This is a genomic window from Acidovorax sp. 69 (assembly GCF_002797445.1).
Classification (GTDB): domain Bacteria; phylum Pseudomonadota; class Gammaproteobacteria; order Burkholderiales; family Burkholderiaceae_C; genus Acidovorax.
This window is the reverse complement of record NZ_PGEP01000001.1, coordinates 378,477-394,393: the sequence shown is the minus strand read 5'-3', so window position 1 is coordinate 394,393 and position 15,917 is coordinate 378,477. Positions and strand designations below refer to the sequence as shown.

The 15,917-nt window shown below is 62.4% G+C and carries 11 protein-coding genes; 4 read left to right on the top strand and 7 right to left on the bottom strand.

The annotated features are described in order from the left end of the window. Nucleotides 1–10 precede the first annotated feature (10 nt). Nucleotides 11–520 carry a hypothetical protein gene (locus CLU85_RS01790; protein WP_100408792.1) on the bottom strand — a complete coding sequence of 170 codons (510 nt, stop codon included), beginning with the start codon at nucleotides 518–520 and terminating at the stop codon, nucleotides 11–13. After that, a complete protein-coding gene (def, locus tag CLU85_RS01785; protein ID WP_100408791.1) occupies nucleotides 520–1,029 on the bottom strand; it encodes a peptide deformylase in 510 nt (169 codons plus the stop codon). The genes CLU85_RS01790 and def overlap by 1 nt, the downstream gene beginning before the upstream one ends. A gap of 199 nt (nucleotides 1,030–1,228) precedes the next feature. Here def and CLU85_RS01780 point away from each other — a divergent pair, with 199 nt between their 5' ends. Beyond that, a complete protein-coding gene (locus CLU85_RS01780; protein WP_100408790.1) occupies nucleotides 1,229–2,431 on the top strand; it encodes a LysM peptidoglycan-binding domain-containing protein in 1,203 nt (400 codons plus the stop codon). An 80-nt stretch (nucleotides 2,432–2,511) separates the two neighbouring features. Continuing rightward, complete coding sequence (dprA, locus tag CLU85_RS01775; RefSeq protein ID WP_100408789.1) at nucleotides 2,512–3,675, top strand: DNA-processing protein DprA; 1,164 nt, start codon at nucleotides 2,512–2,514, stop codon at nucleotides 3,673–3,675. A 19-nt stretch (nucleotides 3,676–3,694) separates the two neighbouring features. Here the strand turns inward: dprA and CLU85_RS01770 are convergent, their stop codons facing one another. From CLU85_RS01770 to CLU85_RS01750, 5 genes are all read right to left on the bottom strand, one after another. Further along, a complete protein-coding gene (locus CLU85_RS01770) occupies nucleotides 3,695–6,070 on the bottom strand; it encodes a DUF1631 domain-containing protein (protein ID WP_100408788.1) in 2,376 nt (791 codons plus the stop codon). A gap of 17 nt (nucleotides 6,071–6,087) precedes the next feature. Then, on the bottom strand, nucleotides 6,088–7,038 hold the full coding sequence (gene secF / locus CLU85_RS01765) for a protein translocase subunit SecF (protein WP_100408787.1): 951 nt from the start codon (nucleotides 7,036–7,038) through the stop codon (nucleotides 6,088–6,090). 93 nt (nucleotides 7,039–7,131) lie between these two features. Further along, entirely contained in the window at nucleotides 7,132–9,015 is a 1,884-nt protein-coding gene (gene secD, locus CLU85_RS01760; protein WP_100408786.1) for a protein translocase subunit SecD, read from the bottom strand. Between the two features lie 92 nt (nucleotides 9,016–9,107). After that, nucleotides 9,108–9,443, bottom strand: a complete 336-nt coding sequence (gene yajC / locus CLU85_RS01755; protein WP_100408785.1) for a preprotein translocase subunit YajC — start codon at nucleotides 9,441–9,443, stop codon at nucleotides 9,108–9,110. A gap of 297 nt (nucleotides 9,444–9,740) precedes the next feature. Continuing rightward, nucleotides 9,741–13,316, bottom strand: a complete 3,576-nt coding sequence (locus CLU85_RS01750; RefSeq protein WP_100408784.1) for an indolepyruvate ferredoxin oxidoreductase family protein — start codon at nucleotides 13,314–13,316, stop codon at nucleotides 9,741–9,743. 189 nt (nucleotides 13,317–13,505) lie between these two features. On the opposite strand from CLU85_RS01750, the gene CLU85_RS01745 reads away from it, so the two are divergent. Both CLU85_RS01745 and CLU85_RS01740 read left to right on the top strand, forming a co-directional pair. Next, nucleotides 13,506–13,991, top strand: a complete 486-nt coding sequence (locus CLU85_RS01745; protein ID WP_100408783.1) for an Lrp/AsnC family transcriptional regulator — start codon at nucleotides 13,506–13,508, stop codon at nucleotides 13,989–13,991. 153 nt (nucleotides 13,992–14,144) lie between these two features. Next, complete coding sequence (locus tag CLU85_RS01740; protein ID WP_100408782.1) at nucleotides 14,145–15,902, top strand: MFS transporter; 1,758 nt, start codon at nucleotides 14,145–14,147, stop codon at nucleotides 15,900–15,902. The last annotated feature ends 15 nt before the right edge of the window (nucleotides 15,903–15,917 follow it).

Below are 15,917 nucleotides of genomic sequence, written 5' to 3'. Positions count from 1 at the left end.
TAATACGCGCTCAGTCGCGCGTGTTGTCAAAATTGGGGAGTTCGTCCGTGAACATCACACGCCGTACGACGCCTTCGCGGTCTAGGTGCACATGGGCAAGTCGCGGGTCAGAGTTCTGACGGAAACGATACGTCCAGATGTCGCCGTCAAAGCGGGCCACCCGCTCCACGCGAAGGGGTGCACCAAAGGTGCGCTGCACGTTGACAGCGGTCCACAGGTCGACGGGAATGCTCTCGAAGCGTGACTGCGTCAGTACCTGCTCGTTGCGCACCAACCTGCCGGCAGCATCGAAGTCGAGGGTGTATGCAGCAAACCCTGCTGGGAGTTCGGAGTACAGCAGCCGCTCGCCCGATGACAAGGGAAAAGAGGCCGTGGGTGGCCCTAGCCGGGCCAGCACGTCGGAGCGCAAAGCACCGGGTTTTTCACGGGCAGGCATCGCACAGCCCGAAAGTTGAACAACCAAAAGCGCTGCCAACGCTAGCACTCCGCCACCCCGCAGGGTGCAGAGCGCTGAACGCATCACTCGCGGGTCTCCCGCTGTTGCTTAATCATCTTGGTCTTAATGCGGTTGCGTTTGAGGGGGGAGAGGTATTCCACGAACACCTTGCCCATCAGGTGATCCATCTCGTGCTGGATGCAGACAGCGAGCAGGCCGTCCGCTTCAATGACGCGCGAAGTGCCCTGGGCATCCTGCGCTCGCACATGAACAGCGTCAAAACGCTCAACGCCGTCGTAGATCCCTGGTACCGACAGGCAACCTTCTTCGTTCATGTGCTTCTCAGCACTCGTCCAGACAAGTTCGGGATTGATCAGCACCAGGGGCTGGTCACGTTCTTCGGACACATCGATCACCACCAATCGCTCATGCACATCCACCTGGGTGGCCGCAAGACCAATGCCATGGGCGTCGTACATGGTGGCCAGCATGTCGGCCACCAGCGTCCGGATGCGGTCATCCACCGCCTGGATAGGGTGAGCGACCTTGTGAAGCCGAGGGTCTGGGTAACAGAGAATGGGAAGGATTGCCATGGCTGCAGGTAAGAGATGTCGCTATTTTCGCCACTTTTGAGACTGGTTGCAGCGTTACAAACCAATAATCGTTGCCGAATCAAGGGCTTGAGCAGAGAATCTAAAAAGGTTCGTAACGTTTTTGCCAGGGCGCCCGCATGCTGCGAGCGCTGAGTTGCCAGTGAGGGGGCGTTTCACAATGCATGAGAAAAGGAACAACATGAAGGCATTCACCAGCGTGCGGCGAACCGCCCTGGGTGCGCTCACCATCATTGCTGGCGCCATGCTGGTCTTGCCGGTTCAGGCGCAGAACTACCCCATTTCCAGCGGCCAGCGCGCCACGGCGCAGCAAGTGTCCGAGCGCGGCGTCCCCCTGGAAGAGCTTGCGCAGAACGCCCCCGACACCTACACCGTCAAACGTGGAGATACGCTTTGGGGTATTTCGGGCATGTACCTCAAGCGCCCTTGGCGCTGGCCTGAATTGTGGGGAATGAACCTCAAGGCAATTCCAAATCCGCACCTGATTTTCCCCGGGCAGACGTTGTACCTGGAGAAAGAGGGAGGCTATGCCCGCTTGCGCACCAGCCGGTCCAATGAGCCGGAAACCGTTCGGGTGTCGCCACGCACGCGCAGCGACAGCCTGGCAGAATCCGCCCTGCCTACCCTCAAGCCGCACCTGATCGAACCCTTTTTGGTCGAGCCGCTGGTGGTGGATGAGCAAGTGCTGCTGCGTGCACCACGTGTGATCGCCACGACCGAGCAGCGTGTGCTGATGGGTGCCGGGGACCGCGTCTATGTGCGCGGTGACGCCGCGTCGCCTGTGTTGGCAGAAGCAGGTGAGCCTCGCCACTACCGCGTGTTCCGCAATGCCGTTGCAATGAAGGACCCTTTGACAGGTGAAGTCCTCGGCTACGAAGCGCAATACCTCGGCAAGGCCGAGTTGGTCCGAGGAGAGTCCTTCGAGGAAGTCCCCAATGGCAAAGGGGGGTACACCGCCGAATATGTTCCCGCCACCGTCGATCTGTCTGCCACCAAAGAAGAGGTTCAAGCGGGTGACCGACTTCTGCCTGCTCCCGCCCGGGCCTTCACAAGCTATACACCTCGCGCACCCGAGATTGACGTTGACGCCCGCGTGGTGTCTATTTATGGCAGCTCCGCCGTGGCTTACGCCGCACAGAATCAGGTGGTTGCCATCAACTTGGGTTCGCAGGACGGTATCGAACCGGGGCATGTTCTTAACCTGATGACCAAGGGCGATCGCATCAAGGACTCCACTGACGAAGCCAAACCCATGGTCAAGCTGCCCAGCGAGATCAACGGCACGGCCATGGTGTTTCGCACCTTCGAGCGTGTGTCTTATGTGCTACTCCTTGAGATCCGCAATGGCGTGCGCATAGGCGATCGCCTGATCAATCCCAAGTAATCTGCTCTTGAGCGCACGGCACTGGTTGCAAGCTTCTTGATGTGAGGCCTGCGCCGGATCCCTCGCCCTCAGAAAAGTCCATGGACCACGACGAGCTGGGTGCTTGGCTGCGCCTGACAGTGACTCCCGGCGTAGGCAATGGGGCCGCACGGCGTCTGCTGTCATGTTTTGGGCTCCCCCCAGCCATCTTTCGCCAATCCCAATCGGCTCTTGAGCAATGTGTAACAGCGCCCCAGGCGCGGGCCCTGCGCGACACTCCTGCCGCATGGATGCCTCTTTGGGAGACCACCTCTCAATGGCTGTCTAGCTCCGATCCGCAAGGGGCAACACGCGCCATCATCACGCTGGGAGATCACCGATACCCCAAGGCACTGCTCGACACGGAAGACCCCCCGCTGCTGCTGTATCTTGTCGGTCCCGCCCACCTGCTGGCGCGGCAGCCCTTTCCGCTGGACAGATGCCTGGCGGTCGTCGGTAGCCGCAACCCCACCGCTCAGGGGACCGACAATGCACGTCTCTTTTCACGGGCATTGCAGGGTGCGGGGCTGACAATTGTTTCGGGACTGGCGCTGGGCGTGGATGCGGCTGCCCATGAGGGTGCACTGGACGCGGCGGTGGCTGACGCTCCGGCGGCTGCGACGATTGCCGTGGTGGGGACAGGGCTGGACCGCGTATATCCACGCAAAAACCTTGACCTGGCGCGCCGCATTGCAGCCCAAGGAATCCTTGTGAGCGAATACCCGCTAGGGACACCGCCGCTGGCAGCCAACTTCCCCAAGCGAAATCGCATCATCTCAGGCCTCTCGCAAGGCACCCTGGTGGTAGAGGCCGCGCTGGCGTCAGGCTCTTTGATCACGGCAAGGATGGCCGTCGAGCAGGGGCGTGAGGTTTTTGCCATTCCGGGATCCATCCATGCGCCCCAGTCGCGCGGGTGCCATGCACTCATACGCCAGGGCGCCAAGCTGGTTGAGTCTGCGCAGGATATTCTGGAGGAGTTGCGTATTCCGACCCTCGCCGACTCCGGCTCTTTTGAATCGACTATCAGCAATACACCGGCCGTTGAGACGGGGACAGAGAGCCCTTTGCTGGCGGCTTTGGGCTTTGATCCCATGGGCATAGATGCGTTGGTTGCACGCACGGGGATGGACACCGCTTCGTTGCAGGTGGCACTGCTGGATCTGGAGCTCGCCGGCTTCGTAGCACGGCTCCCTGGGGGGCTTTTCCAGCGCCTAGGCAGGAGCTAAGACCAGCCGCACCGGAGACTCAGTCCAGAAGCCGCTCCGGGTTGGCATCAAGCTTGGCGAGCGCATCCCGCGTAGCGCGCAGTGTAAGGCCCTCTTCGTCCTGGGCCACCAGCAAACCCGCCTGCAGGTAAGCAGCCAGGCGGCGCAACTGAATCAGATAGCTGCTGCCATCGACAGCAGCGAACAGGTGAAGTTGCTTGCGCTGACTCTGCCATGCATACTGCACTTGGGCTGATGCGCCGTTGTGGTCCAGCGTGTACCAAGAGCCTGGCTGCAACTCTTGCGCCCAGGCCACCATGGCTTCGTCGACGGGCGCTCCATTGTCTGCCACCACATGAATCGACGAAGCATCAATACCCAGCATCATTTCGATGTTGTCGGCGTTGAGCGGCATCTCGCCCAGCGTGGCGTCGCTGATGAAGTCTTCCAGGTTCGCCAGGCGTTTGGCCATGGCTTCAATGTGGGCCTGTGGAATCGATGCCGTCTTGGACAAGAAGGCGTCGGCCAGCGTGTCGGTCAGTGTCTTGATCTGCGCATCCTGCACCGTGCCATTGACGCCCAGCAATGTGAGCCCCTGACGCAACCTTTGAAGCAGGCCTGGCAGATTCTGGATGACCTGCGCACGGTCACTGCGATTGGGCTTGGCGCTGGCCGCCCAGACAAGGTCTGCGGCGGTCCGCTTGAACGTGATCGTATCCGCGTGTTGCGGGCCATCGCGCACCGCTGAAAGCGCAAGCACCTCGGCCCAGGTCTTGAAGAGAAACTCCCGGATCTCATCGCGCACCGGCATGTCGCGCAGCATGGTGCGCAACTCGATGGTGTATTGAATAGCCAGAGTTTCCTTCTGTTCGACCTGCTGGGCCACGCTGACGAGGCGTGATGTGGCTTGCTTCTCGGTCAAGAACTTGGACAGGAATTTTTCGAATTCGTCATAAACGAGCTGAAACACACGGCGGCCGGTTTCGGGGTACTGCTCAATCACCTGCACCACGCGGCGAATTTCGGCCTCCAGCGCGCTGCCGTTGATGGTGGTGGCATCGAACCCGAGGACACAGGCGCCCATGCGGTCAATCAGCTTGCGGGCGGGATGGTCGAGATTGCTGAAAAACTCGGGCTCCGCGAGCGCCACACGCAGCACAGGCACTTGCAAACGTGCAAACCACACCCGCACCGCAGGCGGGATGCGGTCCTCTGCCAGAATGCTCTGGAACATCAGCGCCACCACTTCAATGATGGCCTTTTCACCGGTGGTGGTGGCCTTCTTCTTGAGTTCTGTAGAGCGCTCGCGCACAGCACCGACCAACTGCACGACAGCGGCCGGACTGTAATCTTCCATCAGGGTGGCGACACCGCTGTAGTAAGTGTCTGCATGCACGCGGTGTGCCGTGAGCGCGTGGGCCAGCGCGGCAGATGCTGGCGGTGCATTGACCATATCGAACCCGGTGGTGGGTTGGGTCAACAACCGGCGCAGCTGCCCCATGACCCCTTGGGCCCTCTGGCGAGCACGCGACAGTGGCGTCATGCCCGTCGCAAAAGCCGTGGGCATGCCGTGTCTCGGATAGCCGGCAGGCGGCTGCTGATTCATGCGCTGGTGCTGGGGTGCGGCAGGGTAGCCCGCGGATTGGGCCATGCCACCACGTGCTGCAGCCATCGCCTCGCGGGTCTGTGCCAGGGCCTGTGAGGCCAGCCCCCCTGAGCCCGACTCGCCACCGCCGCTGCCCGTGACTGCGCCGCCGGAGGTCCGTTTGACGCGGGATTTCAGGTCAGCTTGTGGCGTAATGCCCTGCTCTACATAGAACACGTTGACAGCCTGGTAGTGCTTTTGCAGCAGATTCGCCAGGTCACGTTGCAAGGGGTCCACCACCGTTTGAAGTTCGGTGCGGGACAGGCCGGCTTCGACCCATTGTTCGACCAGCAGCAGGCAGACAGCATCAGGCCGGAGGATGTCGCTGCCGTCGAGTTCCTGCCCCTCCAGCGACTGCGTGCGTTGGCGCAGCGTGTCGAACTGATGATTGACCTGCTCACTGACCGTCAGGGCCATGCGCGAAGCCAGTATCTTGTTTTCGACTACATCATCGCTCAGCAACTCGAACTGGCTGGCAGCCCCGCCACCCGCGAGCTGCCCCCGGGTGGTGCTGATGTGAGGAGCCAGTGCCTCTTGCCACGCTTTGCCGGTGCGCTCGAGCCATGCAGAGCGCAGCGATTGATACTGCAGCCAGGCATCACGGCGCGCCTGCATTTCGCGGGCCGTGCCCGTCTGGTTCATCAGCGTGGCCAAAAAATCCAGAACGGTCTTGTCCAGCTCTGGAAGTCCCGAACAGAGCCCCTCTACGAACTTCTGGCGCGCCTGGCGAGCCAGGCGACGCTGTGGAACGGAAGAGGGCGTGGGTTGCATGGACAGATATTAGCGGGTCAGACGGTCGCCCCGGCGTGTGGGTCGTTCGGGTCGTCTTCCTTTTTGAGGGGCTTGACCAAATCCTCGCGCTTCACACCCAGCCACATGGCAATGGCTGCCGCCACAAAGACAGAAGAGTAGATGCCAAACAGAATCCCGATGGTCAGTGCCAGTGCGAAATAGTGCAGGCTTGGGCCACCAAAGAAGAACATGGACAACACCATCGCCTCGGTGGAGGCGTGGGTGATGATCGTACGGCTCATCGTGCTGGTGATCGCGTGATCAATCACCTCGTGCGTCGACATCTTGCGGTACTTGCGGAAGGCTTCGCGGATCCGGTCGAAGATCACGACCGACTCGTTCACCGAGTAGCCCAGCACCGCCAGCACACCAGCCAGCACCGACAGCGAAAACTCCCACTGAAAGAACGCGAAGAAGCCCAGAATGATCACCACATCGTGCAGGTTGGCGATGATGGCAGCGACGCCAAACTTCCACTCGAAGCGGAATGCCAGGTAGATCACGATGCCCACCACCACCATGGCCAGCGCCATGAGGCCTCCGTGCACCAGCTCCTCGCCCACCTGCGGCCCCACAAACTCGGTGCGGCGCAGCGTGACCTCGGGGTTGGCGGCCTTGAGCGCGCCCAGCACCTGTTCGCTTTGCTGTGCAGAGGTCACGCCCTTTTGCACAGGCAGGCGGATCATCACATCACGGGCCGTGCCGAAATTTTGTACTTGCACGTCCGCATAGCCCAGGCCCGAGACGGTTTCGCGGACCTTGGCCAACTCGGCCGGTTGGCTGTAGGCCACTTCCATGACCGTGCCACCCGTGAACTCCACGGACAGGTGCAGCCCCCGCGAGAAGAGGAAGAACACCGCCAAAGCGAACGTGATGAAGGAAATTGCGTTGAAGATCAACGCGTGCTTCATGAAGGGAATGTCTTTTCTGATGCGGAAAAACTCCATGATCTCTGTTCCTTATTTTGGAGTTTTCAGCGAAGGCTTGTATGCCTTGCACACAAGGGATGCCGATGCAAAAAATGCCATGACCGCAGTCCTTTAGTTTGTTTTGGCCACGGACGTGTCCGCATCGGGTTTCCAGACCTGACCGATCGCCACGCTCTTGAGCTTTTTCTTGCGGCCATACCAGAGGTTCACCAAACCGCGCGAGAAGAACACGGCCGAGAACATGCTGGTCAAAATGCCAATGCAATGCACCACGGCAAAGCCGCGCACAGGCCCAGAGCCAAAGGCCAGCAGCGCCAAACCGGCAATCAGCGTCGTGACGTTCGAGTCAAGAATCGTGGCCCAGGCGCGTTCGTAACCCGCATGGATAGCCGCTTGCGGTGAGACGCCGTCGCGCAGTTCCTCGCGGATGCGCTCATTGATCAGCACGTTGGAGTCGATGGCCACGCCCAGGGCAAGCGCCATGGCAGCAATACCTGGCAGCGTCAGCGTGGCCTGCAGCATGGACAAGATGGCCAGCAACAAGAGCACGTTCACGGAAAGCGCTACGGTGGAGAAAATGCCGAACAGCGCGTAATAGACGCACATGAAGGCGGCGATCGCCACCATGCCCCACACGACGCTGTGGATACCGCGCTCGATATTGTCAGCGCCCAGGCTGGGGCCTATGGTGTATTCCTCGATGATCTCCATGGGCGCAGCCAGCGATCCGGCGCGCAGCAGCAGCGCGGTGTCGTTGGCTTCGGCTGTGGTCATGCGGCCAGAGATCTGGACCCGGCCACCGCCGATTTCGGAGCGGATCACGGGGGCTGTGACCACTTCGCCCTTGCCCTTTTCAAACAGCACGATGGCCATGCGCTTGCCCACGTTTTCGCGCGTGATGTCCTTGAAAATGCGCGAACCCTTGGCATCCAGCGTGAGGTTCACGGTGGGCTCTTGCGTCTGGCTATCAAAGCCAGGCTGCGCGTCGGTCAGATTTTCACCGGTCAATACGACCTGCTTCTTGACGATGACGGGCTGGCCACTGCGCTCCAGGTAGCGCTCGGAGCCAAACGGCACAGGCCCACGGCCGGTTTCGGCGGAACGCGCCTCAGTACCTTCGTCCACCATGCGCACTTCCAGCGTGGCGGTGCGGCCCAGAATGTCCTTGGCCTTGGCCGTGTCCTGCACGCCGGGCAGTTGCACCACGATGCGGTCCAGGCCCTGCTGCTGGATCACAGGCTCGGCCACGCCCAGTTCGTTGATCCGGTTGTGCAGCGTGACGATGTTCTGCTTGAGGGCCTGCTCCTGCACACGGCGCGTGGCCTCGGGCTTGATGGACGCCCGCAGTTTGAACTCGGCACCTTCGGGCGCGCTGGTCAACTGCAGGTCGGTGAACTGGTCCGCAATCAGGTTGCGGGCGGCGGTCAACGTGGCCTCGTCACGCACCTTGATATCGATATTCTGGCCTTCACGGCTGATACCACCGTGGCGGATGCTCTTGTCGCGCAGCGCGGTGCGAATGTCGCCCGCATACGACTCGGCCTTCTTGGTCAGGGCTGCCTGCATGTCCACCTGGAGCATGAAGTGCACGCCACCGCGCAGGTCCAAGCCCAGGTACATGGGGTTGGCATGCAAGGCCTTGAGCCACAGCGGGGAACGCGACACAAGGTTCAGCGCCACGATGAACGAAGGATCATTCGCGTCGGGCACCAGCGCCTTCTGGATAGCGTCCTTGGCCTTGAGCTGGGTGTCGGGCGTGTCAAAGCGCGCACGCACCGAATTGCCCTCCAGCGCCACAAAGTCGGGCGTGACGCCGGCGCCCTTGAGGGCCTCTTCCACCCGCTGCTGCACGGCGGCGTCCACCTTGATGGTGGCCTTGGCCGACGAGACCTGCACGGCAGGGGCTTCGCCAAAGAAATTGGGCAGGGTGTACAAAGCCCCCACCAGCAGCACGATCACCAGGATCGCGTACTTCCAGACCGGATAACGGTTCATGATCGCGCTCTTACCTCTCGGAAAGCTTCAAAGGGCGGACGCCTGTTGACGGCCCGCCCCAACGGATTTGGACGCAAGGCCCAGGGCTGTTCTTACTTGACAGAACCCTTGGGCAACACCTGAACCACGGCGCTGCGCTGCATTTGCACTTCCACGCCATTGGCGATCTCGATGTGCAGGAAACCTTCGGACAGGCGTGTGACCTTGCCCACGATGCCGCCGGAGGTGGCCACTTCGTCGCCCTTGGCGATGGCGTCGATCATGGCGCGGTGTTCTTTCTGGCGCTTCATCTGGGGGCGAATCATGACGAAGTAGAGCACCACAAACATGAGCACCAGGGGCAGCATGCCGGTCAGCGAGGACATGATGTCGCTACCACCAGCGGCAGCGGCGGGTGCGGTTTGGGCAAAAGCAGAAGAAATAAACACGGACTGGACTCCACAACGGATGGTCAAAATTCACAAAACCCGCCAAGGGCCAACGCAAAAGCGCTCGCCCGGGCAGAACAGGGCATTGTATGCGGCGCCTTGTCCACAGCCCAAGGGGTAAGACCCAAGCCGGTAGCGGGTGTTTGCCGTGGCAAGGCGCCGGGATGGGGCGCGCGGCTGCACCAAATGAAAAGGGGCCATAGCGCTTGATGTGCTTGCCTTGATTGCTCTTTATTTAATAGTAAAAGCCCGCACAAGTACGGGCTTTTTCGTCAAGGCGGGTGCTTGCCGTGATTTTCAGGCGGCCTGGCGCTGAGTGGGCACCGCTTTGCCCGCGCGCCACTGGGCCATTAGGCTGTCCCACTTGGGGCGTGCCGTCTCGAGATGGCGTTCCTTCACATGGCCGTAGCCCCGGATCTCTTCGGGGATGCGGGCGATCTCCACCGCCAAGGCCAGGTTGTCGGCATTCAGCGTGGCCAGCAGTTCGTCGATGCAGGCGCGGTATTGGACGATCAGCGCACGCTCCATGCGGCGTTCTTCGGTTTTGCCGAACATGTCCAGCGCTGTACCGCGCAGGCCTTTCATCTTGGCCAGCAGGCCAAATGCGTTGCGCATCCAGGGGCCAAAAGGCTGTTTGACGAGTTCGCCCTTGTCGTTCTTTTTGGCAGTCAGGGGGGGCGCGAGGTGGTGAACGATCTTGTAGTCGCCTTCAAACATGTTGGCGATCTTGTCCGTGAAGGCTTTGTCGGTGTGCAGGCGCGCCACCTCGTACTCGTCCTTGTAGGCCATCAGTTTGAACAGGTAGCGTGCAACAGCTTCCGACAGCTTGGTGCCGGTGCCCAGTTTCGCTTCTGCGGACTTCACTTTTTCGACAAACGCCTGGTACTCCGACGCGTAGGCAGCGTTCTGGTAGCCGGTGAGGAACTCCACGCGCTTGCTCACCATTTCGACCAATGAAGGCTTCTTGACGAACTGGATCACCTGCGCCGCAGCAAACAGCGCCTGAACCGATGCCAGATCGTGCGCGCAGCGGCGGCCCCATTCAAAGGCCGCTTTGTTGTTGTCCACCTGCACGCCGTTCAATTCCATGGCTCGCATCAGCGAGGCGAACGTCAATGGCACGCGGCCCTTTTGCCAGGCATAGCCCAGCATCAGGGGGTTGGTGTAGATGCTGTCGCCCAGCAGCTGGGTAGCCACTTGCTCGGCGTCAAAAGCACCGACGCCGCCCGCACCGACCGCTGCCTCGATGGCGCTGTCGCAATTGGCGCCAGGAAACTGCCAGTTAGGGTTGGTCACAAACGCCGCCGTGGGCGTGCCGTGCGTGTTGAGCGCCACAAAGGTGCGGCCCGGCTGCATCACGGCCAGCGTGTACTTGTGCGCCGCCACGATGGAATCGCAGCCGATCACCAGGTCGGCCTTGGCCGTATCGACCTTGGTGGTGTAGATGGCCTCTGGCCGGTTGGCGATCTGGATGTGGCTCCAGGTAGCACCGCCCTTTTGCGCCAGGCCACCGGCGTCCTGGGTGATGACGCCCTTGCCGTCCAAGTGCGCGGCCATGCCCAGCAGCGAGCCGATGGTGATCACGCCCGTGCCGCCCACACCGCCCACCACGATGCCCCAGGCCGTTTCTGCCACCGGCAGCACTGGCTCAGGCAGCGGCGGCAGTGCCGACAGATCGCCCTTCTTTTCCTTCTTGGGCTTCTTGAGCTTGCCGCCTTCCACCGTGACGAAGCTCGGGCAGAAGCCGTTCACGCACGAGTAGTCCTTGTTGCAGGTGCTCTGGTTGATGCGGCGCTTGCGGCCGAACTCCGTCTCCACCGGCTCCACGGAGAGGCAGTTGGACTTGGTCGAGCAGTCGCCGCAGCCCTCGCACACCAGGTCGTTGATGACCACGGTCTTGTCGGGCGTGGCCAGCGTGCCGCGCTTGCGGCGGCGGCGTTTTTCGGTGGCACAGGTCTGGTCGTAGATGATGACCGTGCAACCCTTGATCTCGCGGAACTGGCGCTGCAGCGTATCCAACTCGTCCCGGTGGTGCACCGTCACGCCCTCGGCCAGCGGCACGCCGTCGTACTTTTGCGGCTCATCCGTCACGATAATGAGCTTGACCACGCCCTCGGCCTTGAGGCTGTTCATGATCTGCAGCACTGAATGGCCTTCAGGCCGCTCGCCCACCTGCTGGCCGCCGGTCATGGCCACGGCGTCGTTGTAGAGCACCTTGTAGGTGATGGTGGTGCCCGCGGCGATGCTCTGGCGGATGGCCAGCAGCCCGCTGTGAAAGTACGTGCCGTCGCCCAGGTTGGCGAACACGTGCTGGTCGGTGGTGAACGATGCCTGGCCCACCCAGGTCACGCCCTCGCCGCCCATCTGCGTGAAGGTGCTGGTGTTGCGGTCGGGCATCCAGTTGGCCATGTAGTGGCAGCCAATGCCGGCCACGGCGCGCGAGCCCTCGGGCACGCGGGTGCTGGTGTTGTGCGGGCAACCGCTGCAGAACCAGGGCGCGCGCTCGCCCGTGTCGACCTTCAGCTCGGTCATCGCGCGTTCGCTGGCTTCGATCACGGCAATGCGCGAATCCATGCGCGCGATGATGTCGCTCGATACGCCCAATTTCTTGAGGCGCTTGGCGATCGCCTTGGCGATGATGGCCGGGGTGAGGTCGGCCTTGGCGCGCAGCAGCCAGTTCTGGCTGGGGTTGGGCATGGACCATTCGCCGCCGGTGGCGTCGCCCTCGGGCTCGTCGAACTTGCCCAGCACGTGGGGGCGCACGTCCGAGCGCCAGTTGTACAGCTCTTCTTTCAGCTGATATTCAATGACCTGGCGCTTTTCTTCCACCACCAGAATCTCTTGCAGGCCCTGGGCAAAGTCACGGGTGATAGTCGCTTCAAGCGGCCACACCACGTTGACCTTGTGCACGCGGATGCCCAGCTGGCGGCAGGTGTCGTCGTCCAGGCCCAGGTCCACCAAGGCCTGGCGCGTGTCGTTGTAGGCCTTGCCGCTGGCGATGATGCCGAAGCGGTCGTTTTGGCCTTGGATGACGTTGTAGTTGAGCTTGTTGGCGCGGATGTATGCCAGCGCGGCATACCACTTGTAGTCCATCAGGCGCGCTTCCTGTTCCAGCGGCGCATCGGGCCAGCGGATGTGCAGGCCGCCGGGGGGCATCACAAAATCCTCTGGCATCACGATCTTCACGCGGTCCGGGTCGATGTTGATGCTGCCAGACGACTCCACCACTTCCTGAATCGTCTTCATGCCCGACCACACGCCCGAGAAGCGACTCATGGCAAATGCGTGCAGGCCCATGTCCAGGATCTCCTGCACGCTGCTCGGGAAGAACACGGGCGTGCCGCAGGCCTTGAAGATGTGGTCGCTCTGGTGCGCGGCCGTGCTGCTTTTGCTGATGTGATCATCACCCGCAATGGCGATCACGCCGCCATGTTTGGCGGTACCCGCCATATTGGCGTGCTTGAACACGTCCGAGCAGCGGTCCACACCCGGGCCCTTGCCGTACCAGATGCCGAAGACGCCGTCGAACTTCTTGCTTTGCGGGTACAGGTCGAGCTGCTGCGTGCCCCACACGGCCGTGGCGCCGAGTTCCTCGTTCACGCCGGGCTGGAAGACGATGTTGTTGGCGGCCAGGTGCTTTTTGGCGGCCCACAGGGACTGGTCGTAGGTGCCCAGCGGCGAGCCACGATAGCCGCTGATGAAGCCCGCTGTGTTCAGCCCCTGCATGGCGTCGCGCTGGCGTTGCAGCATGGGAAGGCGGACCAGGGCTTGCACCCCGCTCATGAACGCCCTGCCACTGTCCAAAGCGTATTTGTCGTCGAGCGTGACGGTTTCCAGGGCCTTGCGGATGTGCTCGGGCAGCGGTGCATTCATGGCTATGTCTCCAATGGCTTTTTTGTGGGGCCGCGCCTTGTGGGCACGGTGGGGCAGCGCAACGCCGCCCGTTTAGGGCCGCGGCTCTAGTCTGCAGAGAAGTGTATGTCTGCGTCGCAGATATGTCTTTGCGTTCTGTGCCGCATTTGGGCTATTCTGAGAAAGGATCTTTCTCCATATGGCTATTTTGTGAACACTCTCGACAAATTCGATATCACCATCCTGAATGAGCTGCAAACTGACGCTCGACTGACGAATGCCGAGCTGGCCCAGCGCGTGGGCCTGTCGGCCGCGCCCTGCTGGCGCCGCGTGCGCGCCTTGGAGGAAGAGGGCTTCATCAAGGGCTATCGGGCCGAGATCGACCGCCACAAGATTGGGCTGGGGGTGCTGGCTTTTGTGCGGCTCGATGCCGACCGCAGCACCGGCAACCTGACGCGCGCCATGGAAGAAGCCATCCGCCAGATCCCCGAGGTGGTGTCGTGCCACTACATCAGCGGCACCGGCACCTTTGAGCTGCAAGTGGTGGCGCGCGACCTGGACAGCTTCTCGCAGTTTGCGCGCGACGTGCTGCTCAACCTGCCCAACGTGAAAGACATGCACACCAGCTTTTCGCTGGGTGAAGTGAAGGCCAGCGGCGCTCTTCCGCTCACACACCTGGCGCGCCCCAAGCCCTAAATGCTATTTATTTAATAGCTATTTGCGCTTATTGAATGGGCGCCAGAGGACTTTTTGCAAGAATGGCTGCTGCGCATGGCATGTCCCTTGGCCACTGTCGGACGCCCCGTCGGCGGCAGCGCTCCGGGGCCAATCGCCGCACAATGGCCACACATGCCCCCATTGCCGCCCCACGAAAGCACGCGCAGCGTTGCGCCCACCCCCTCTACCGCGTTGACCCCGGGCAACGACGCAGTGGCCGCCCCACCGAAAGACGCGGCAGCAGAACGTGCGGCCCTCGCCCAAGGCACTGAAGAATCCGTGGCCGCGCGGCTCGACCAGAACGCCGCACAGCGGGGCCAAGGCGCTTCGCTTTCGCCCCTGGCGCCGCTGTCGGTGCCCGTGTTCCGCATGCTTTGGCTCACCTGGGTGGCGGCCAACACCTGCATGTGGATGAACGACGTGGCGGCCGCCTGGCTCATGACCACACTCACCACCTCGCCCATCCTGGTGGCGCTGGTGCAGTCGGCATCCACTCTGCCCGTCTTTCTACTGGGCCTGCCCAGTGGTGCCTTTGCCGACATCCTGGACCGGCGCCGCTATTTCATCGCCACGCAGTTCTGGGTAGCGGCCGTGGCGCTGGTGCTGTGCGTAGCCATCATGGCGGGTGGCATGACGGCGCCGCTCTTGCTGGCGCTGACGTTTGCCAATGGCATCGGTCTGGCGATGCGCTGGCCAGTGTTCGCCGCCATCGTGCCCGAACTGGTCAGCCGCCCACAGCTGCCGGCGGCGCTGGCGCTCAACGGCGTGGCCATGAACGCCTCGCGCATCATCGGCCCACTGCTGGCCGGTGCCATCATCGCCAGCGCGGGCAGCGCCTGGGTGTTTGTGCTCAATGCCGTGCTGTCGGTCATCTCGGGCCTGGTCATCATGCGCTGGAAGCGCGCCCATGTGCCCAGCCCACTGGGGCGCGAAAAGCTGCCCAGCGCCATGCGCGTGGGCCTGCAGTTCGTGCGCCAGTCGCCGCGCATGCGGGCCGTGTTGTGGCGCATCTCCATCTTCTTCTTGCACGCCACGGCGCTGATGGCCCTGTTGCCGCTGCTGGCCCGGGGCCTGGAAGGCGGCGGTGCGGGCACCTTCACGCTGCTGCTGGCCAGCATGGGCGCAGGCGCCATCACTGCCGCCATGTTTTTGCCGCGCCTGCGCCAGGCCATGGCGCGCGATGTGCTGGTGATCCGCGGCACTTTGCTGCAGGCCGCTGCCACCGCCGTGATGGCCGTGGCACCCAATGTGTATGTCGCCGTGCCCGCCATGTTCGTGGGCGGCATGGCATGGATCACCACAGCCAATTCATTGAGCGTATCGGCCCAGCTCGCATTGCCCAACTGGGTGCGGGCGCGCGGCATGTCGATCTACCAGATGGCTATCATGGGCTCTACCGCACTGGGTGCAGCGGTGTGGGGCCAAGTGGCCACGGTGACCGACGTGCATGTCAGCCTGGGGATCGCCGCTGCGACGGGCGTGGCGGCCATGGCGCTGGTGCAGCGCCTGGTGGCCGACCGCAGCATGGAGGAAGACCTGAGCCCCTCGCGCGCCTTCAAGGCCCCGGTGGCCGAGGTGCCGCCCGCGCCTGGCCATGTGGTGGTCACCATCGAATATTTCATCGACCCCGCACGCGCCCCAGAATTCCGCACGCTGATGCAGGAGAGCCGCCGCAGCCGCCTGCGCCAGGGCGCTCTGGCATGGCAGCTGCAGCACGATATCGCCGACCCTTCACGCTACGTGGAGCAGATTGAGGACGAGTCGTGGACCGAGCACCTGCGCCGCTTCGATCGTGTCACCGCCCACGACGTGGCGCTGCGTGAGCGCAAGCTGGCGTTCCACACACGCGATACGCCGCCGGTGGTGGCGCGACTTCTGGTGGAGCGATAGCTATAAAAATAATAG

Coding starts and splice junctions, on each gene's coding strand:
- dprA (WP_100408789.1), top strand. CDS start 2,512: ATGGACCACGACGAGCTGGGTGCTTGGCTGCGCCTGACAGTGACTCCC.
- secD (WP_100408786.1), bottom strand. CDS start 9,015: ATGAACCGTTATCCGGTCTGGAAGTACGCGATCCTGGTGATCGTGCTG.
- CLU85_RS01780 (WP_100408790.1), top strand. CDS start 1,229: ATGAAGGCATTCACCAGCGTGCGGCGAACCGCCCTGGGTGCGCTCACC.
- CLU85_RS01790 (WP_100408792.1), bottom strand. CDS start 520: ATGCGTTCAGCGCTCTGCACCCTGCGGGGTGGCGGAGTGCTAGCGTTG.
- secF (WP_100408787.1), bottom strand. CDS start 7,038: ATGGAGTTTTTCCGCATCAGAAAAGACATTCCCTTCATGAAGCACGCG.
- CLU85_RS01740 (WP_100408782.1), top strand. CDS start 14,145: ATGCCCCCATTGCCGCCCCACGAAAGCACGCGCAGCGTTGCGCCCACC.
- def (WP_100408791.1), bottom strand. CDS start 1,029: ATGGCAATCCTTCCCATTCTCTGTTACCCAGACCCTCGGCTTCACAAG.
- CLU85_RS01750 (WP_100408784.1), bottom strand. CDS start 13,316: ATGAATGCACCGCTGCCCGAGCACATCCGCAAGGCCCTGGAAACCGTC.
- CLU85_RS01770 (WP_100408788.1), bottom strand. CDS start 6,070: ATGCAACCCACGCCCTCTTCCGTTCCACAGCGTCGCCTGGCTCGCCAG.